The 19,444-nt window shown below is 45.5% G+C and carries 15 protein-coding genes; 14 read left to right on the top strand and 1 reads right to left on the bottom strand.

Annotation, left to right across the window (positions count from 1 at the left end; genetic code table 11):
• Positions 1-100 precede the first annotated feature (100 nt).
• The 12 genes from ACZGCQ_RS11025 (at position 101) to ACZGCQ_RS10970 (ending at position 16,636) form a co-directional block, all read left to right on the top strand.
• On the top strand, positions 101-1,342 hold the full coding sequence (locus tag ACZGCQ_RS11025; protein WP_481266287.1) for a UDP-glucose dehydrogenase family protein: 1,242 nt from the start codon (positions 101-103) through the stop codon (positions 1,340-1,342).
• Positions 1,343-1,403: 61 nt separating this feature from the next.
• A complete protein-coding gene (locus tag ACZGCQ_RS11020; RefSeq protein WP_481266286.1) occupies positions 1,404-1,814 on the top strand; it encodes a hypothetical protein in 411 nt (136 codons plus the stop codon).
• A 500-nt stretch (positions 1,815-2,314) separates the two neighbouring features.
• Positions 2,315-5,653, top strand: coding sequence for a hypothetical protein (locus tag ACZGCQ_RS11015; RefSeq protein ID WP_481266285.1), 3,339 nt, complete (start codon positions 2,315-2,317; stop codon positions 5,651-5,653).
• Between the two features lie 209 nt (positions 5,654-5,862).
• Positions 5,863-8,541 (top strand): glycoside hydrolase family 70 protein, encoded by a 2,679-nt coding sequence (locus ACZGCQ_RS11010; RefSeq protein ID WP_481266284.1) that lies wholly within the window; start codon positions 5,863-5,865, stop codon positions 8,539-8,541.
• Between the two features lie 123 nt (positions 8,542-8,664).
• Entirely contained in the window at positions 8,665-10,239 is a 1,575-nt protein-coding gene (locus ACZGCQ_RS11005; protein ID WP_481266283.1) for a S8 family peptidase, read from the top strand.
• A 137-nt stretch (positions 10,240-10,376) separates the two neighbouring features.
• On the top strand, positions 10,377-11,936 hold the full coding sequence (locus tag ACZGCQ_RS11000) for a S8 family peptidase (RefSeq protein ID WP_481266282.1): 1,560 nt from the start codon (positions 10,377-10,379) through the stop codon (positions 11,934-11,936).
• A gap of 17 nt (positions 11,937-11,953) precedes the next feature.
• Positions 11,954-12,637 carry a hypothetical protein gene (locus ACZGCQ_RS10995; protein WP_481266281.1) on the top strand — a complete coding sequence of 228 codons (684 nt, stop codon included), beginning with the start codon at positions 11,954-11,956 and terminating at the stop codon, positions 12,635-12,637.
• 89 nt (positions 12,638-12,726) lie between these two features.
• Entirely contained in the window at positions 12,727-13,425 is a 699-nt protein-coding gene (locus ACZGCQ_RS10990) for a hypothetical protein (protein ID WP_481266280.1), read from the top strand.
• A 21-nt stretch (positions 13,426-13,446) separates the two neighbouring features.
• Entirely contained in the window at positions 13,447-14,148 is a 702-nt protein-coding gene (locus tag ACZGCQ_RS10985) for a hypothetical protein (RefSeq protein ID WP_481266279.1), read from the top strand.
• Between the two features lie 15 nt (positions 14,149-14,163).
• Positions 14,164-14,853 (top strand): hypothetical protein, encoded by a 690-nt coding sequence (locus ACZGCQ_RS10980; protein ID WP_481266278.1) that lies wholly within the window; start codon positions 14,164-14,166, stop codon positions 14,851-14,853.
• Between the two features lie 15 nt (positions 14,854-14,868).
• A complete protein-coding gene (locus tag ACZGCQ_RS10975) occupies positions 14,869-15,555 on the top strand; it encodes a hypothetical protein (RefSeq protein ID WP_481266277.1) in 687 nt (228 codons plus the stop codon).
• 181 nt (positions 15,556-15,736) lie between these two features.
• Positions 15,737-16,636, top strand: a complete 900-nt coding sequence (locus ACZGCQ_RS10970) for an LCP family glycopolymer transferase (RefSeq protein ID WP_481266276.1) — start codon at positions 15,737-15,739, stop codon at positions 16,634-16,636.
• 39 nt (positions 16,637-16,675) lie between these two features.
• Here ACZGCQ_RS10970 and ACZGCQ_RS10965 read toward each other — a convergent pair whose 3' ends face one another.
• Entirely contained in the window at positions 16,676-17,827 is a 1,152-nt protein-coding gene (locus tag ACZGCQ_RS10965; RefSeq protein WP_481266275.1) for a hypothetical protein, read from the bottom strand.
• A gap of 196 nt (positions 17,828-18,023) precedes the next feature.
• Here ACZGCQ_RS10965 and ACZGCQ_RS10960 point away from each other — a divergent pair, with 196 nt between their 5' ends.
• Both ACZGCQ_RS10960 and ACZGCQ_RS10955 read left to right on the top strand, forming a co-directional pair.
• Positions 18,024-18,755 (top strand): YveK family protein, encoded by a 732-nt coding sequence (locus tag ACZGCQ_RS10960; protein ID WP_481266274.1) that lies wholly within the window; start codon positions 18,024-18,026, stop codon positions 18,753-18,755.
• Positions 18,748-19,443, top strand: a complete 696-nt coding sequence (locus ACZGCQ_RS10955) for a CpsD/CapB family tyrosine-protein kinase (RefSeq protein WP_174316649.1) — start codon at positions 18,748-18,750, stop codon at positions 19,441-19,443. The genes ACZGCQ_RS10960 and ACZGCQ_RS10955 overlap by 8 nt, the downstream gene beginning before the upstream one ends.
• Position 19,444 lies beyond the last annotated feature (1 nt).

The following is a 19,444-nucleotide window of genomic DNA, read 5'->3' as shown; positions in this document are numbered from 1 at the left end:
CCGTAATCCAGTATAGCGTATTCGGAAAGCTTTTTCGATGCACAAATCTTCTGCTCTCCCGTATAGTGGAGACAGAGAAACTATCGAAGGACGTGATGGAATGCAACTGACAGTGATTGGAACAGGATATGTCGGTCTCGTGACCGCAATTGGACTGGCGGAAAACGGACACGACGTAACGTGCGTTGACTTGAATGCAGAACGGATGGCGCAACTGACACGAGGGATCCCGCCGATCAAAGAAGAGGGAATCGAAGAAGCGCTAGTCGCGAATCAACAACGAATGACATTCACGACGGAATACCCAGTCGCAAAGACATATCTTGTCGCTGTCGGAACACCGGAAAAGGCTGACGGGAGCTGTGACTTATCAGCAGTAGAAGCCGTCGTCGCACATATCGAGCGAATCGCACCAACTGCGGCTGTCATCATTAAATCAACAGTGCCACCTGGAACGACGATGCAACTAGCGATACAGTATCCGACGTTACGTTTTGCGATGGTTCCTGAGTTTTTACGGGAGGGTACGGCGCTCGCTGATATGCGACAACCTCACCGTGTCGTCATTGGAACCAACGATGACGATTTATCGCAAGAACTAGCGACATTATTTGCGACGACGGCTCCACTTGTCACAGTCGATCCGACGACGGCAGAGTTGACAAAATATGCAGCGAATAGTTTTCTGGCTGTGAAGATCAGTTTTATCAATGAAATCGCGCGACTAGCGGATGCTGTTGGGGCTGACGTATCGGACGTTGCAAAAGGAATTGGGCTCGATCCACGGATTGGTTCCTCGTTCTTGCGAGCTGGAGCCGGATACGGTGGATCATGTTTCCCGAAAGATATCGCAGCGCTTACGACGCTCGCTCGTGAACATGAGCAACAACTTCATGTCATTGAAGCAGCAGATAAAACGAATGAAGCTCAACTAGATTATGTTTTACAAAAAATCCAACCACGAACTGGGATGCGCGTGGCGCTACTCGGTCTCGCCTTTAAACCAGGAACGGATGACTTGCGGGACGCACCAGCATTACGCCTCGCAGCACGTCTGGAGCAACTTGGCGTCAGCGTAACCGGATATGATCCAGTTGCCCGGACGTTACTCGATCAGAAGCAAACGGTCGAAGAAGCATTGAAGGATGCAGATGTTGCAGTTATTATGACGGAATGGGAAGAGCTCCGTAACATTGCACCAGAGCAATTCGTTCGTCAGATGCGTCAACCCCGTGTCGTTGATGGACGTAACTGTTGGTTATTCACGGATCAACCGGGAGATGTTCAATACGAAAGTATTGGGCGACCGGCTAAATCATTTTCGAACAATCGAACCGTTTGACCTGTCATGATAGGTGAGCCCCTCGCGGACTCACCTATTTTTGATGAAAAGGAGCAGACCCATGGTCATTGATTATTTCGCAGTCTTACCGAGTGGGAAAAAAGGCGCACTAGAACCGCACTGTCTAACACAGGGAACGTGGTATCAGCGCGTCAACGAGGAATTGTTTCGAGCCATTCATTATGGAGCCGGCATCATCCGGATACGCGACAAGGGAGCGGAATTGCGGATTCCGATTGAATTCGGATTCGGTTACGTCTTGCAGTATCTGCGCCAGTTCACGGAGGCGGAACGACAGGATGGGCGAAAACGTCATATTTTACAACGGCAGCTCGATTGGATTGGTCGCGAATTACCGATTGAATTAAAACGACGCGGAGCGAAGATTGAGATGTGGGCCGATGATGTCCATCGTTTGCACCGAGAATCATTTCTTCGAGCAATTGAAAAAGCAGATCACTTCATCTCGTAAAAATAAAACTTTATTTTAGTAAAGCGAAAATAAGACAAAAATTTAATAAAATGTAAGCGTTTTCTTTAAAGGAGTGAATACAAAATTTAATTTCCATGCACAGCCCATATAAATATATTTTTATTTACTACTATTCACCTATTTTTTACAAAAAATCTATTGTAGCGTTCTTCCTAGTTTTGTATATTTGACCTGTAGCGTTTCTACCGATTCTCAAAAACGAAGCGGTGAAGCGCACGAATCTACAATCAGAAATGGCTTTTTGAAGCGATTTCGGCAGTTTCTTTAGTTCATCCCAATCGGATACATAATGGCTCACGAATGATCGTCTTGATGATAGACGAAAAGTCGCACGTGAAACAGAAGGTACTCCTCCTAAGACGACTAAAGAATTTTTTTAACTGCTTTAAAGTAAAATATTTCTATATTTTACTTATATTGTAGATTTAAAATTGGGATTTGCGCTTTTGATTTGTTAGAAAAGAGGAGGAATAGTAAACATGGGTTATTCGAAGAAAACGAACAAATTGTACGCTGCTGCAGCTGCGCTTGCAGTCACAGCGTCTGTCGTAGCACCGGTTGCTGCTGATGCAGCATCGAAGGTCTCGGTTAAATACATCTCTCCAATCTTGATGAAACACGCTGGTGGTTCGAAATATGCAGTCAAGAAATTGACGCTTCCGACGAAAGTCAAAGTCAAACTTTCAAACGGCAAGTACGAAATGCGCTCAGTCAAATGGAGCGGTTCTGTCAAATTCGAAAAGAAATACATCAACAAATACCAAGTCCTTTACGGTAAGGTAGCGGGTACGACAAAGAAAGCTGTTCTTAAAGTCGAACTTCAAAACTACCCAGTTGATGTCCTCGAACCAGTCCTCGAGCCGGTTGCTGTTGGCGGAAAAGTTCAATTGCCAAGCACGATCAGCATCCAGTACAAATCAGGTATCATCGTTAAGCGTCCAATCAGCAAGTTCAACCTCAAAACACCATCGACTTCAAAAGCAGGTAAATATAAACTGGCTTACTCGTACAAAGGTGCTAACTCTGTCGTAACAGGTTACATCAACTACGAAGTCAAGGCAGCAAACATCTCGAACGTCATGGGAAGCGTCGATGATCAGATGCTTTCAGTCAAAGCAGACGTCATGTACCCAGCAGTGGGCGCAATGGCAGAACTCTTGATCTACCCAGGCAAAGACATGTCAGCAACGCCAATCGTTGCAAAAGGAACGCTCTCGAAAGGGAAGTTCATGGCATCGCAAGGTGGCATTCCAGAAGGAACACACAGCTACGTCGTCAAAGTCGGCGATGTCAAATCAGCTCCGATGGACTTCACGATCGCAAACACGGTCCTCGCTTCAGCGAAAGCAATCGGCAAAGAGAAAGTCGAAGTCTCATTCTCGCGTGCAGTTGATTCTGTCATGGCAGACAACTTCAAAATCGCAGGTGCGACAGTCAAGTCAGCGACACTCAGCGCAGACAAGAAGTCAGCAGTTCTTGAAGTCGAAGGGCTCGAGTACGGCAAAGACTATTCAGTTGACGCTAAAGGCATCATGATCGGTGGCGTTGCGAAAGACCTCGGTTCACTCAGCTTCATGACACAAAGCATTGAAAACATCTGGATGCTTGAAGTGACACCAAAAGCGTCTTCGATCCTTGCAAACGGATCAGACAACACGGAAGTCACATTCCAGTTGAAAAACAAAGCAACAGGTGAAGTCGATACGAAAGCAGACGATATCGTCTTGAAATTATCGACATCATTCGGTTCACTTGCGAAAGAACGCGTCACGATCCAAGACGGTAAAGCAACTGTTCTTTTGACATCTGAATTCAGCAACACAGACATCGAAGCAACAATCGACGCACAAATCATTGAGACAGCAGACAACGAATATAAAGAGTTGATCGGTAAAATCGATGGTCAAGCGAAAGTCAAGTTAAGCACGGTCATGGTTACGCCAGCACCAGTTGAATTGATCAACGTGCTTGCAGCGGAATCGAACCAAGCGGATCGTGTGACGATCTTCCTCGATAAAGCCGTCTCACGTGATCTTCTCTTGAAATCGTTCGGTCTCGATAAGAAATTACCGACGGTTGACGAGAGCGAGTATCTTGCGAACGACAATATTCAAATCGAGCAGTTCGATGGTATGAAACGTGTCATCGGTATCAAATCGATTCCTTCGAATCCAAAAGCATTCGAATTGATCCTTGATAAAGAAACACCACTCCAAGACAACGCCACTGTTAAAGTGCTTGCGAAAATCACAAGCAACACGGATACAGAAGTGAAGTCAAAAGCAAGCTTCAAGTTGACGGATGCACGTCAGCCGGAAGTCACTTCGGTCAAACCAGTCGGTCTGAACCAACTTGAAGTGAAATTCTCAGAAGCAATCGCAGGCGCGAAGTTCAAAATCGATGGTCAATACGGCGAGAAGTACTTCAAAGTCGAATACCTCGGGTTTGATAACAAAACAGGCGTCGATCGCCGTGATACAGTCATCATCACGTTGAACGACGCGAAAATGATGGGTGTTGCTCCAGAAGAGGCGTATCCAGGAGCAAAAGAAGGCTACTTCGCACCTGGTAAACACTCACTCCAGATTTGGAACGCGATGGACTTCGCAGCCCTTTCGGATGAGTCGAACATCGGAACGACACAAAACCTCGACTTCACAGTTGCTGCTGATACAGTCAAACCAACTGCAGGCGTCGTTGTTGAGTCGCCAGAACAATTCCGTATCATGTTCAGCAAACAGCTCAAAGGTCTCGACCTCGATGCAGTCAAAGCATTGCTTGCTTCGAAGAAGTTGAAACTCGAGCGTTACAACTCAAGCACGAAGTTGTACGAAGACTTCAGCCAGTATGCTGATGTCACGTACTACGATGAAGAAACAGGCGAAGTTCTCCTCGAGCTCAATAAGGACTGGACGGAAATCTACGATACAGTCAACACGAAAGAGAACTACTACAACGATAAGTTCAAACTTTCGCTCGCAAAAGATTCTGTCAAAGCAGAAGCGAACGGCGAGAAAAACGATGCGTTATCGCTTGACCTCAACTATGCTGGTTCACCGCTTAACTCTCCAGATCTGAAGAGTGCGGAAATCACGACGATTGACCGTTATCTCTTGACGAATGACTTCACAGTCATGATGAGTGAACCGGTTAAACTTCGTGGTCTTGATCAGTCGGATACGCCACTCATCAACGCAGAAGGTACAGTACTTCCGCCGAAAACAACAGTTGAGTTCATCGGTAAAGATAAGAACGGTAAAACCGTTACGATCGATGGATCAGTCGTTGGTTACACGGATAGCTCAGATATGAACTTCCGCGTCGCTGCGAACGATAACCTCCAGTACCTCGTCGACAAAGACGGTTACGGAGAAGAGTGGAAAGTCGTCGTCAAGTCACTCTCTGACGATGTCGGTAACACGGTCGCTACAGCGACACACGACTTCAAAGTTTCGAAAACGCCAGTCACACCAGTAGCTTCGCCATTCGAAATCGCTAAAGTCACAGCTAACGCAAAAGATGAAAAAGACGTGATCCGTATCAAGTTCACGGAAGGTGTACAATACACTGGTATGTACGATGCAACGAACACTGCACAGTACACGTTGAACGGAAAAAATCTCCCAGTCGGCACAAGCATCTCGCTGGCTGATTCGGATGATGATATCACGAACGGTCTCGACATCGTTAAGATCAAAGTTCCAGAAGGAACACTCAAAACATTGTCGAACGTCATCACGGTCAACAAAGAGCTTCAGTCGTATGACAACTCTGTCTTGACTGGTGGTTACGAGAAAGCAGTTCTTCTCGGACTGTAAGAAACGCTAAAACCTCTTCCTACTTCTTTAGGGAGAGGTTTTTTTGTGACAAAATAGCGCAATCGATTGCATTTTGGTAAATCTATTTACCTGTTTTATAAATTTATAACTGTCTTTACTTTGAAAAAGATGTTAAATTATGTGATGTTATTTGGAATTTTAGGTAGAAATAATCAGAAATATAGATTAGTTAAAGGGAGATTAGACTCATGAACAAGACGAAAAAAGTCTCAACAGGTTTGCTTGCGGCATTGGTAGCGACAAGCGGACTGACGTATGCACCAGAAAGCGCAAAGGCTTTCGCACCAAGTGAAAAACTCGATAACCGCGTTATTTTCCAAAGCTTCAGCCTGTATCAACCATACGAAAGCAACATGTACCGGACGCTTGCTAAAAAAGGTGAGTTGCTCAATTCGTGGGGTGTGACAGATGTGTGGTTACCACCTGCATATCGTTCATTCGATATGGCACGTTACATGGAAGGGTATGCAATCGCTGACCGTTATGACCTTGGTGAATTCCCACAAGGACCAGGTGGATCGGTTGCGACGAAATACGGAAAAGCCACACAACTCGAGATGATGGTCGACATGTTGCATGACGACAACATCAAAGTCCAGATGGACCTCGTTCCAAACCAAATGCTCGGTCTCAACAAACGTGAGGCTGTCTTCGTTCGTCGTGCGACAAGTTCAGGTGAGCCGTTCATGAACCCGTTCACAGGCGGAGAAAAAACGAAGACCCTCGCAACGCCTTACCTCGCTTACACAAAAGGTGGCGGTATGGGACAAGAGAAATACGGTTACCTCAAAGAGTGGAACAAATCATTCATCAATGGAACATCACTGCAAGGGCAGGGTATGGGCCGCGTCATGACGGACAAAGACGGTAAACCGTACCGTTACTTCGGTAAAGACGATGCGAAGAACTACTTACCAGAATGGTTGCTTGACGCAGCGAAGACACAGAACTTGAATGTCGTCGATACGTACCTCGCAGCAGACGGCTGGTATGAAGTCTCACCAGAGAACTGGAAGCCGATGCTTTCGCAATATGCGAAGGATGAAGGATACCTCGAGTACATGAAACAAAACGGCTTCGCAACAAAAGAAGCATTACTCACTTCAACGGAAAACACCAAGATCGCTTCGTTGACGGAAGAATACATGAAGACACAAGCTGCGTACGGTTATGGATCAGAAGAACGTTCATACCAAAACGATAACTCAGGAATCGACATCGAAGATCAGTTCCTCTTCGTTGATGAGACTGGTTTCCCAACGCAGGCATACAACAAAACGATGACGAACAACGATGAGTTCTTGATCGGTGTCGACCTTGCAAACTCAAACCCAGAAGTCATTAAGGAACAAAAGAACTGGATGAAGTGGATGCTTGAAACATACAAGTTCGATGGTTTCCGGATCGATGCAGCATCACACTATGATACGAGAATCTTGAATGCAGAAGCAGAAGTGTCAAAAGCGCACTTCGGTAAAAAAGATTACCTCAGCTACATCGAGAGCTATAAAACAGAACAGAATGCTTACATGAAAGCCAACAATAACGAGCAACTCGTCATGGACGGAGAGCTCTACTTCACACTTCGCACTGCACTTACGCCATCGAACAAACGTGCACTCAGTGACTTAGCGAAAGTCTCAGTCGTTAACCGTGAAGGTGACGGGGCAACGAATGTTCAAGCGAACTGGTCATTCGTCAACAACCATGACCAAGAGAAAAACCGTGTCAACCAAATCATGCTTGATACGTACGGCATCAAAACGAATACGCAGTACGGAAAAGACGGCGAGCCGAAATCGTTCGAGAAGCTCTACAACAAAGAAGACGAAGCAAAAGCACTCGCGATCTACAACAAAGAACTCGCAAGTCCAACGAAGAAATACTCGACGGAAAACGTTGTCGCGCAATACGCGTTCCTTCTTTCGAACAAAAACACGGTCCCAACGGTCTACTATGGTGATCTCTACCAGACGGATGCATCGTACATGTCGAAAACGACACCGTACTATGACGAAATCACAAATCTCCTAAAAGTCCGTAAACAGTATGCGTACGGTAAACAGCACGTTGCGTACCACACATCGAACACGTCAAAAGAAGCGGGCAAAGACTTGATCTCAAGCGTCCGTTTCGGAAAAGACCGCAACACAGGTGTCGCGACAGTCATCGGAAAAAACGCAGCGCTTGATACGACAGTTCAAGTCAACATGGGTAAAACACACGCGAACCAAGTCTTTGTGGATGCTAGTGGTGTGACGAACACGAAACTCGTTACAGATAAGAACGGTATCTTGACGGTTCCAGTCAAAGGTATCAAGACAGCTGAAGTCAATGGTTACGTCGGCGTCTTCGTTCCACAAGCAACAAAAGCACCAGTCGCAACGATTAAAGCAGGTGCGGTCTACCAAGGGAAAGCACTCGACTTGAAAACGACAGTTGCGAACACGACATCAGAAGTTGCGTCAACACGCTACCGTGTCCTGGATACGAAAAAAGCGACAGTTGATTCAAAAGGTCGCCTGACAGGTAAAGCAACAGGCAAAACGACGGTAGAAGCAACGGTTACGTTAAAAGACGGTTTTGTCTTAAAAACAGTCTTACCGATCGAAACAAAAGCAAACAGCGTCACGCTGAAAGCAACAAAAGCAACACTTAAGAAAAACCAGACGACACGTATCACGTACACATCAGCAACGGACAAAATCAAATCCGTTCAGTATGCGTCAGCGAACAAAAAAGTCGCGCAAGTCTCGTCACGTGGTAACGTAAAAGGAATCAAAGCAGGTAAAACAACGATCCGTGTCACATACACGACAGCAGGAAACTACAAAGTCGTTAAAACGTTCACAGTCACAGTTAAGTAATAGTAGACATCACTCTCAACGCGAGAGTGATGTTTTTTCGATTCACGTCAATGTTTCGTTATATTCCACATAATTCCATATAATCCGGGTATTAGTAAGAAAGACCTAGAGGGAGGAACGATGATGCGAACATGGATAGCAGGAAGTTTAGCACTCGGTTTGATTTGTAGTACGGTACCGGTCAATGCGTTTGAAAAGCAGGAAAAGATTCGTCCGGCGACATTGACGAAGGCAAAGGAAGTTCCGGCCTTCTCAAAACAAGCCGGGAGTGCTTTGACAGGACGATTTGATTCGGATGGACTTGCCGTCTGGTATTTTGATGCGAAGGAGTTTGTTGCGAAAGGGACACACTTTGAGTTCGAACTCGACTATGATACGTACGGAACGATGTTCGCCAGTAAAGCGGACGCGGAAGCAGGTCGCGTCTACAATCGGTATTACCAAGTCACGGATGATACACTCTACTTCCCGCTCAGCTGGAGTGGACGACAATACTTAGTCCTCGAAGGCTATCCGGGCGACCGTTATTCTGTTCCTGCCTATATCTCGCGTTACGAACCGATCGAGGAATCAATGACCGCTGCCGTCAAAGCAGTCAAACCGGCGTTACTCGTTCAGACGCGATCTGGCGCGATGCGCGCCCAATCTTTCGGAGCCTCCAAAGTCGAATCACTAGCTTCCGAGCTCCGCATCGAACGACTCGTCTATGAATCCTATGCTGACGCTGAAGCGGCGAAGAAAAAGTTCGAGCAATCGAACAGTGTGGCGTTCGCAGAGTTCGATGCGCCGATTCACGCGTTCGGTGTCGATGCCTATCAAAAATATCAGTGGTCCTTGCAGAACACGGGACAAAAGAAAGGGCTAAAAGGAGCAGATATCGGTTTCGTCGCCATGCAAAAACGTATCAAAGGTAAGAAGCTGTCTGCGACGAAAGTCGCGGTCCTCGATTCTGGCATCAATCCGAGTTATGCGGACTTCGCAGGAAAGGTCCGGATGGATCTTGGTTATGATTTCATCAATGGCGATAAGACAGCCTGGGATGATAACGGACACGGTTCACATGTCGCGGGAGTGATTGCAGCGGGAGGAAATAACACGTATGGGATGACCGGCATCAATCCGGCGGCGACGTTAATTCCAATCAAGGTGCTCGATGAGTCAGGGGCTGGTTCAGTGTCGGGACTCGTCAAAGGGATTCAGCATGCGACAAAACAAGGTGCCCGGGTCATCAACATGAGTCTCGGTGGCAGTTCTTCTTCGAAATCGATCGAGTCGGCATTAGCCGCAGCGGTCAAGAAGAACATCCTGATCGTCGCGGCTTCCGGGAACGAAGGACGCGGAACGGTCGCATATCCAGCCCGCTCGAAATACGTCGTATCAGTTGGGGCGACAGGGCGAAAAGATACGAAAGCGTCGTTCTCGAATTACGGGACAGGACTTGATCTCGTTGCCCCAGGCGTCTCGATCCCAAGCTACCTTGCAGATGGGGAGCTGTTATACGGAAGTGGTACTTCGATGGCGACACCACACGTCGCAGGTGTCGCGAGTCTCTTGATCAGTCTGAAGCCTTCCTTGAAAGCAAGTAGTGTAGAAAGTATCCTCAAGAAATCAGCGAAAGATCTCGGTAAAAAAGGCTATGATACGAGCTATGGTGCTGGTCGCTTGAACGCTGATAGTGCAGTCAAACTGATTCCTTAACGAAATCTAGAAGCCCTGTGCGAACAGGGCTTCTTTTTTTCAGTCAATTCATTGATTGATGGAGGTGAAAAGAACTAGGAAAATCAATTTTTTCCATTATAATGAAAAAGGAAACAGGAATGAAGGAGTGAAAGCATATGAAAAAAGTCATCGTCAGCGCCCTTCTCGTGAGTGCGTTTAGTACATATACATTTAGTGCGACAGAAGCTGCGATAACGGCGAAAAAAGTTCCAGCGATCGAAAAGAAAACGAAAAAGGGCTACATCAAAGGAACGTTCGATGCGAGCGGGAAAGCGTTGTTTTATTTTGATACGAAGACGTATCTGTCAGGTGGAACACACTTGAAGTTCGCTTTTGACGCTTCAAAAAAAGCGACGGTGTATACGTCGCAAACGGAATACAAACAAAAAGATCCATATGCGCGGTATGCGAATAGTAAAAAGACACTCTTTTTCCCACTAACATGGAGTGGACGACAATACATCGAAGTGACGGGAACGAAGAATAAAGCGTTTACGATTCCCTATAAGCTCGAACGCCTTGAACCTATTCGGGAATACGCGACCAAATCAACGACAACTGGACAAGCGACCAGTCTCGTCGTCCGTCTAAACGGGGCGACGAAAGCGAGTACGTTGTCACAGGCGTCACGCGCCACTGATCATGAAACGATCGACAGCACGCTACGACTCGAGAAGTTCTCGTATAACAGTTTCATTCAAGCCGTAGCAGCGAAACGACAACTCGAAAAAACGAAGGGTGTCCGGTACGTCGAACTCGATCAACCGATGAAGTTACTCAGCGCCGATCCGTTCCAGTCGGTTCAGTGGGCGTTAAAAAACACCGGACAACGCGGTGGTGTTAAGGGAGCGGACATCGGTTATCAAGCGATGGTCAAGCGGATTGCGAACAAGTCACGTTCAACCGTTCGCGTGGCAGTCATCGATACGGGGATTAATCCGACCTATGCGGATTTCGCCGGACGCGTCCGGATGGATCTCGGCTATGATTTTGTTCATAAGCGTCAGCTTGCCTATGACGATCATGGGCACGGAACACATGTCGCGGGTGTCATTGCCGCAACATCGAACAATGGTTACGGGATGACAGGAATTAATGACCGAGCAAGCATCATTCCGATTAAGGTCATTTCGCGCAATAACTATGCGTCGAACTCGAATATCGCCAAAGGCATTCTGTTCGCCGTAAAACAAAAAGCAAAAGTCATCAATTTGAGTCTTGGCGGTGGCGGCGTTTCCTTGGCGATTGAAGATGCCTTGGCGGAAGCGCGTAAAAAAGGAATCTTCGTCGCAGCAGCAACCGGAAACGAAGGGGCGTCGAAACTGTCCTATCCGGCACGGTCGAAATATGCCTTCTCGGTCGGGGCGACGAACCGATTCGATAAACGAGCGTCGTTCTCGAACTATGGCGAAGGACTCGATCTCGTCGCACCGGGGCAAGATATCGCGAGTTATTTGCAAGACGGCGAATCGATCTTCTGGAGTGGCACGTCGATGGCAACACCGCATGTCGCAGGGGTCGCGAGTGTCCTCTATAGCTTAAAGCCAAGTATCAAGGTGACGGACGTCGAATCAATTCTTCGGAAGTCAGCGAAGGACCTCGGCAAAAAAGGCCGTGACACGACGTACGGATATGGGCGCTTGAGTGCCGATCGCGCCGTCCAGCTCGTGAAATAAGGAAAGTAGGTTAAACAATGAAACGTATCGTATGTGTCTTCCTGATCGGTGTCCTCTGTTTCAGTGGGACACTTGAAGGACAGGCAGCATCAAAAGAAGTACGACAGATCAAACAAGCGTACAAATCATTCAAGTTCGGTATGACGCTGACGGAAGTTGCGAAGACGATGTACGGAACAGAGTACCGGAAATACATCAAGAAACAAGACGGTCGAGTCGTCTTCACGAAAAAACCGGAAACGACCGATAACGAACAAGGGTATCGCTCCCTTGGATATGTACTTGATCGCCCATCAAAAAATCTTCCAACGATAACGCTTCTTGAATTTAGTACGAAACAGCATCAGAAGACGTATTATCTGACACAAAAAGCGCTGTACTACCAAGCCGATACGGAAAATGGGTTGTATGAAAATAGCCGGACACTCATGAAGCCAGCGTCATTGCACCACGGGATGACGGAGAAACAACTTGATCAACTAGTGACAGGTAAAAAGCTCGGACAGGTGTCGATGTATTTGAGCTGGAACGTTTCGCCCGTCATTAAAAAAAGTCCGATGAAAACGGGACGCTATAAAATCTATCAATTCCATCGACCCCATTCGAAAAAAATTGTATTTGTCACCTTGTCCTATAACACGCAGAAAAAGCGATATGAGGTTGACACAGAAATCGGGATTTCATTGAAGTACAAAAAATGAATAAGGATGATTCATAGAGTCATCAAGGAGAAGTACAAAAAATGAATAAGGATGATTCATAGAGTCATCAAGGAGAGAAGGAAGCAGGTATGAAGCGCATCATCACATGGTCACTCTGTTTAGTACTGTTGCTTGGTTTGTTTGTTCCAGGAACAGTATCCGCAGCAACAAAAGCAGAAACGCTTGCGACGACACATTACAAGGGCTTGAAAAATGGAATGACGATGGAACAAGTCGCGCAAGTCCTGTATGGCAAGTCGTATCAGAAACACCTGAAGAAAAGAAATGGATCGACTGTCTTGAAACTTTTAATCAACTTCGAAGGGGACGAAGAAGGACGTAAGCAATTGATCCACGTCCTCTCCGATTCGACAACAACACATCCCCCGACCGAACTGGTTTTACAATTCATGACGAAACAGAAGAGTACGAAGTACCGGTTGGTGACGAAAGCCTTGTTCATCGAACGGAAGACGAAGACAGGATATCGTGAAAGTACACGGACGCTCGTCAAAGGTGCCGTACTCCAGAACGGGATGACGGAAAAAGAGCTCGATGCGAAATTGACGAGGAAGGGTCTTGGTAACTGGACGATGCTCGGTCATATGGATACAGCGTCCGCTTATACGCTAGATGAACAAAAACGTGGATTTGCTGAAGTGTCTCGGATCAAAGAATATGTCTTTAAATCGACGACGAACAAGTGGAAACATGTCGAACTGACGTATAGCGAACAAGCGAAAACCTACAAAATCAGTGACATGCGTACGATTAAGGCGAAAAACTAAAGCACGTGCAACAGAAAGTGAGTGAAATGGATGCAGAAGTGGAACGTCAAACGATGGCTTCTCATGGTACTGATCGCAATAGTTTGCATCAATCCAGTAACGGCGGATGCGGCAACGAAATCCGAGGCGATTGCGACAAAACAATATCGTGCCTTAAAACCGGGGATGACGGTGGAACAAGTCGCCAAAGTCCTCTATGGAAAGACATATAAGAAGCAGTTGAAGATGAAAAACGGTTCACAAGTCTTACGATTGAACACAGTGATTGAGATGGAAGAATGGGATCGGAACGTCCTTCTCTATGATCTCGTAAATCGAAAAGTGGAATTCCCGTCAGCGATCGGTGTCCTGATGTTCATGACGGAGACGGGCGAAACGAAGTACCGGCTAACGATGAAACAAATGGAGTTCAAGCGTGACACCGCAGCCGGATTCCGGACGAGTGATCGCAAACTGATCAAAGGTGCGAAAATCAAAAACGGATTGATGGAACAACAAGTCGATCGAGTATTGACGGGGAAAGGGCTCGGGGAATTCGGAACACTCGGTCACGTCGATACGACATCCGTCCTTCGAAAAAAAGAAGTCAAAGCAGGAAAAGCAACGATCATTCATACGAAATCATACGTTTTTCCAACAGCGACAAACAAATGGCAATATATCTTTTTCATCTATGACACGAAAAAGAAAGCGTATCGTGTCGAAGATCATAGTCAGTATTAAAAAGGAGAATAGAGTATGAACACGACATTCATGAAAATCACGGTAGCGACAATCATCGTGGGATCAACACTCTTTAGTGGAACGGCATCGGCTGCGACGAAAGTCGAGACAACAGCCACGAATCAATACACGGCACTTAAAGCGGGTATGACGATGGAGCAAGTCGCAAAAGTCTTATACGGCAAAGACTACAAAAAACAATTAACGACGAAAAGTGGTTCACAAGTATTGAAGACAAAAGAAGAGTTTACGGACGTTGAAGAGAAGCGTAAGGAAATCTATTACGAAATCTATGATCGGAAGGCAAAGATTCCTCCAACTTTGATGTCGCTCGGTTTCATGACGAAAAAGAACGACTCGGTGTATCGCCTAATCTCGAAACAAGTCGAAATGGGACGGAATACATATTCCGAATACCGCGAGAGTACACGGAAGTTAAACGCTGGCGCTAAAATCAAGACGGGAATGACGGAGAAACAACTTGATGCTGTGCTTTCAGGTTCTGGTCTTGGGGAATGGGCTGGATTGCTTGAGGAAGATGCACGAGGCGCCTTCAGTGCGAAAGAAATCAAAGCCTATGAGATTGAAGCGTTTAAAGGAAAACTGTATGTCTTCCAAAAATCGACGAAATCGCGTGTTTACGTTGAGATGAGCTATGACACGAAAAAGAAAACCTATGTTATTGAAAATTATGAGACATTCTAAAAAGGGGATATGAAGATGAAAACAACATTTACGAAAGTTGCTGTAGCAACAGTACTCGCAGGAACGACTTTATTTGGAGGTGCAGCATCGGCTGCGACGAAAGACGAAACGAAGGTCACCGACCGTTACACCGCATTAAAAGCAGGAATGACGATTGAGCAAGCAGCAAAAGTCATCTACGGAAAAGACTATAAGAAACAACTGACGAAAAAGAGTAATTCGACGGTACTAAAGAAAAAAGCAGAGTATACAACCGTTTCGCAAGGTCAAAAAACAACGGCATACACGTTCTCTGATGATAAGAACTTTACGAACATATCTGTGTTTCAGTTCATGACGAAAAAGAACAGTTCAGTCTATCGTTTGACAGGAAAGTCGTTAGATCTGTTTCGTGTTGATAGTTACTCAGGTGCGCGTGAAAGTAAGATGAAATTGCTCAAAGGAAAGAAAATCAAGACGGGTATGACCGAAAAACAATTGGATGCAGTATTATCTGGAACTGGTCTTGGCGAGTGGACAGGAGTGGACTCAATCGACTGGACATCGATTCAATCGAAACAAGAACTGGACTATGGACTCGGAATTAAAGCACTTTCTAAAACATACGTATTTCCGACTTCGACAACACAACGTAAACTCGTCATTATGAACTATGATTATGAGAAGAAAACCTATACGGTAGAAAGTCAAACCTCACTCTAATGAACGAAGGAGCTTATCTAAACGATAGGCTCTTTTTTTCATCTTTTCCCGTTTTTGACAAATCACGCTTAAATTTCGTTATACTCGGACTGTAAGTCTTTTTATATATAACCGATATTAACGAGAAGCAAAACACAGAAGGGAATGGACTCAGTTGGAACGAGTTAAAAAAAGACGTAAGGTGAAAAAACGCTGGACGCCACTGAAAATCATGCTATTGGTTGCACTTGTCCTCGTCGTTGGTGCCGGTGGATTCATTGGCTATACATATTATCAAGTTGATCAGACAGTTAAAAAAATTCAAGCACCGGTTAAGAACACGGGAGATAAGGTCGTCGAAGAGCAAAAGCCGGTCTCGGTACTATTACTCGGTGTCGACCAAAGACCGGGAGAGCGGGGACGCAGTGACTCGATCATGGTCATGACACTGAATCCGACACGAAACGAAAGTCGATTGATTAGTATTCCCCGGGATACGAAAGTTGATATCGTTGGAAAAGGAACAAATGATAAGATCAACCATGCGTATTCCTTCGGTGGACCGGAAATGGCAATCAAGACGGTCGAAAAGTTTCTCAATATCCCAATTAACTACTACGCGGAGATCAACATGGAAGGGTTCACGTCGCTAGTTGATGCAGTCGGTGGGGTGACGGTCAATAATGATATCGACTTTACTGTTGAAGGAACGCATTTTGTTGTCGGAAAAAATAACTTAGATGGAGCAGCTGCATTGAAATTCACGCGGATGCGTTACGAAGATCCACGTGGTGACTTCGGTCGTCAGATGCGACAACGGGAAGTCATTGCCCAAGTTGCGAACAAATTGTCATCTGATGTATCAGTCGGAAACTTCAATGCGATCATGGATGTCGTCGGAAAGAACGCTCAAACGAACGTCTCCTTCAAACCGATGCGGACGCTAGCCTTTGATTATATGGATGCCTTCCGTAACCAAAAGAACTTGAAGCTTGAAGGAACGGGTGGGAAAGAGGGAGATGGAATATATTACTGGCATCCGACAGACGATTCATTGAAAGAAACACAAACAGCATTGCGTTATTCACTTGATATGGAATGATAAAAAGCACCGAATCCACGAGGATTCGGTGCTTTTCGTTTAGAACGATTGTTCAGCTAAGCGAATACGACTAACCGTACCTTCTTTTTCAAAGCGTTGCAGTCGATATGAGTTACTCGTGATGAGTCCCGTTGTTTCTGTTTCGAGCTGAAGCGGAGCAAGCGAAGCGAGTTGCGCATTCGTGATATCCGTGTTCGTCCAATCGATTGCAATGACGCGGTCATCTTTTAAAACGAAGAAATGATCACCATAAAATACATAATCGTGTAATTCGTCTTCAAATGTCCGATCAGCTGGTCCATAAAGACTATTCAACTCTGTACTTTTTTTACCGATAAGGTCAATGAGTGTACCTGTAACGAAGCTTGTATCGAGTTGATCGTTCACCCAAGTTAGGAGTGTTTCGTCAGCGAGTGGTTCACCTTCCAAACGTTTCGTTGTATCAGATGTTTTAATGAATCCTGTTAAGTCATCGGATAGTTCCACTTCTGTGATACCGTCTTTCTTCTCAACAATGCGGTATCCGTCTCCAAAGTCAGCTTCGTAGAGTAACGTCGTCATCGATTCTTCTTGATAGATATTGCTCGAACGCGTTTTGACATACAGTACATCATCGACAGGAGAAGCAGTTTCTGTTGCTTGAGGTTTTTGTTCCTTTGTTTTCTCGACGGTGACCGGTTTTTCGACTGTTGCTTTAGGTGTCGTATCTGCCGAATGAGCGAAGTATGTTGAATAGACGTATGTCCCACCGGCTCCAAGTAAGAAACAAAGAATCAACAGGGCAAGCCAGCCCCATGGAACTGGTTTTTTAGCACCAGCATGTGGAATAGCCTTCTCTTTTTTACGACGTTTGGATTCAGGTTCCCGATGACTTCGCGAGAGTGTCGGAAGCACTTCTTTCTCTTCCACTGGAAGCGGACCATCTTCATCCAGCAGTGGACGGGCAACGAGCGTGCCGTAAAAATCAGCGAGAACGGGGTGATGTTTTCCACCGAGAAATGCTTCCCATTCCGTCGCAGTTACCGTGTCTTCTTCATACGGAATGAGTGGCGGTTGCCCCGTGATACGAATCATCGTATCGGTCAGGGATTCCGTCGAAGCAAGACTTGAACGGATCCGTTCATGCAGCCGAGAAATATCCTCAGCAGAGTGAGAGGTATAAAATTGTAAGGCTTGAAGCGAGCGGTGCATAAAAAATCCTCCTATGTCTGATTGCAGGAATGAATGTAAAATTGGAACAATTCATATTTTATTATACGCAATGTTTTTCAAAAAACGTATGACATTTCCTAAAAAAACATCAACCATTTCCCAAAAATTTGTTATACTAACTTTTAGTTGTGTTAGAAAACGTTGAATTAGACAAATAAAGGAGAATAATTAAACCATGAATGAAACGATTAGCTTGCAGGAATTATTTTCAATTTTACGTAAATCGTTTTGGCGGATTCTAGCGCTAACGATTGTAGTAGCCTTGATTTCGTTTGCTGTCAGTAGTTTTTTAATTAAGCCGACCTATCAAGCAGGAACGCAAATCCTCGTTACACCGAAAAAACAAGAGAACAACATCATTGATGCGCAACAGGTCCAGTCATCGGTGACGCTCGTTAATACATATCGTGTCATCATTAAAAGTCCAGCCATCTTAGAAAAGGTTCAAAAAGAAGTATCAAATGCTCCGTCAAGTGTATCTGCACTTAACAATATGATTACAGTCGAAAGTGAACAGAACTCTCAGGTCATTAACGTGTCCGTTCAAAGTAAAGATGCAGCACTCGCTTCAGACATCGCGAACTCTGTTGCGAATGTATTTAGTGAAGATATTCCGAAGTTGATGAATGTCGATAACGTCAAAGTATTATCGGTTTCAGGTATTCCAACATCACCCGTCAGTCCAAACATCATCTTAAATACAGCAATTGCTGCAGTAGTTGGTTTCTTATTAGGTGTCGGTCTCGCCTTCTTACGTGAAGTACTCGATCGCCGCATCCGCACAGAAGAACAAGTCCAACAAATCCTTGACCTACCGGTCCTTGGTAGTATTCCAGATATCGATAGTAAAGTATTCAAGTCTTCATCAAAAGCAGCCAAACGAGAGGCGGTCAAACAATATGGCTAAGAAAAGTAAAATGAATAAAGACGCACGGAAGCTGATTACGGTAACACAACCGAAATCACCCGTAGCTGAACAATATCGGACGATTCGAACGAATATTGAATTCATGGCTGTCGATCGTGAGATTCAGGCGATTCTTGTTACATCTGCTACGCAAGGGGAAGGGAAGTCAACGACTTCGTCCAATCTTGCAGTCGCTTATGCGCAACAAGGAAAAAAAGTCTTGATCATCGATACAGATATGCGCCGCCCAACAGTACACTATACGTTCAAAGTTGCAAATGGCTTAGGACTATCGAGTTTACTGACACGTCAAGCAGAAAAAGAAAAAGCCATTTTACCGACAAAAGTCGATAACTTATCCATTTTAACAGCAGGTCCGATTCCACCGAACCCAGCAGAGTTATTATCGTCACGCGCGATGGAGCACCTTGTATCACAACTACGAGCAGACTTTGATGTGATTATCTTTGATGCACCACCATTGCTACAAGTGGCAGATAGTCGGATTACATCTAAGCTCACGGATGGTGTCGTACTCGTTGTCGGCTGTACGACATCCGATCGTCAACGTGTCTTAAAAGCAAAAGAACAACTCGATCTCGCTGAAGCAAAAATTCTTGGCGTCGTCTTGAACCGTCGTGAACTGACAGATGATTCAGCATATCAATACTACTATTCTTATGAGTGAG

The sequence above is a fragment of the Exiguobacterium sp. HSB13 genome (assembly GCF_056764755.1).
The sequence above is the reverse complement of the archived record's forward strand: the minus strand, read 5'-3'. Positions and strand labels throughout refer to the sequence as shown.

What these genes read in the sequence shown, in the direction of transcription:
- ACZGCQ_RS10995 (WP_481266281.1), top strand. Translation starts at nt 11,954, where the DNA reads ATGAAACGTATCGTATGTGTCTTCCTGATCGGTGTCCTCTGTTTCAGT.
- ACZGCQ_RS11025 (WP_481266287.1), top strand. Translation starts at nt 101, where the DNA reads ATGCAACTGACAGTGATTGGAACAGGATATGTCGGTCTCGTGACCGCA.
- ACZGCQ_RS11020 (WP_481266286.1), top strand. Translation starts at nt 1,404, where the DNA reads ATGGTCATTGATTATTTCGCAGTCTTACCGAGTGGGAAAAAAGGCGCA.
- ACZGCQ_RS11000 (WP_481266282.1), top strand. Translation starts at nt 10,377, where the DNA reads ATGAAAAAAGTCATCGTCAGCGCCCTTCTCGTGAGTGCGTTTAGTACA.
- ACZGCQ_RS11015 (WP_481266285.1), top strand. Translation starts at nt 2,315, where the DNA reads ATGGGTTATTCGAAGAAAACGAACAAATTGTACGCTGCTGCAGCTGCG.
- ACZGCQ_RS10980 (WP_481266278.1), top strand. Translation starts at nt 14,164, where the DNA reads ATGAACACGACATTCATGAAAATCACGGTAGCGACAATCATCGTGGGA.
- ACZGCQ_RS11010 (WP_481266284.1), top strand. Translation starts at nt 5,863, where the DNA reads ATGAACAAGACGAAAAAAGTCTCAACAGGTTTGCTTGCGGCATTGGTA.
- ACZGCQ_RS10975 (WP_481266277.1), top strand. Translation starts at nt 14,869, where the DNA reads ATGAAAACAACATTTACGAAAGTTGCTGTAGCAACAGTACTCGCAGGA.
- ACZGCQ_RS10960 (WP_481266274.1), top strand. Translation starts at nt 18,024, where the DNA reads ATGAATGAAACGATTAGCTTGCAGGAATTATTTTCAATTTTACGTAAA.
- ACZGCQ_RS10955 (WP_174316649.1), top strand. Translation starts at nt 18,748, where the DNA reads ATGGCTAAGAAAAGTAAAATGAATAAAGACGCACGGAAGCTGATTACG.
- ACZGCQ_RS10990 (WP_481266280.1), top strand. Translation starts at nt 12,727, where the DNA reads ATGAAGCGCATCATCACATGGTCACTCTGTTTAGTACTGTTGCTTGGT.
- ACZGCQ_RS11005 (WP_481266283.1), top strand. Translation starts at nt 8,665, where the DNA reads ATGCGAACATGGATAGCAGGAAGTTTAGCACTCGGTTTGATTTGTAGT.
- ACZGCQ_RS10965 (WP_481266275.1), bottom strand. Translation starts at nt 17,827, where the DNA reads ATGCACCGCTCGCTTCAAGCCTTACAATTTTATACCTCTCACTCTGCT.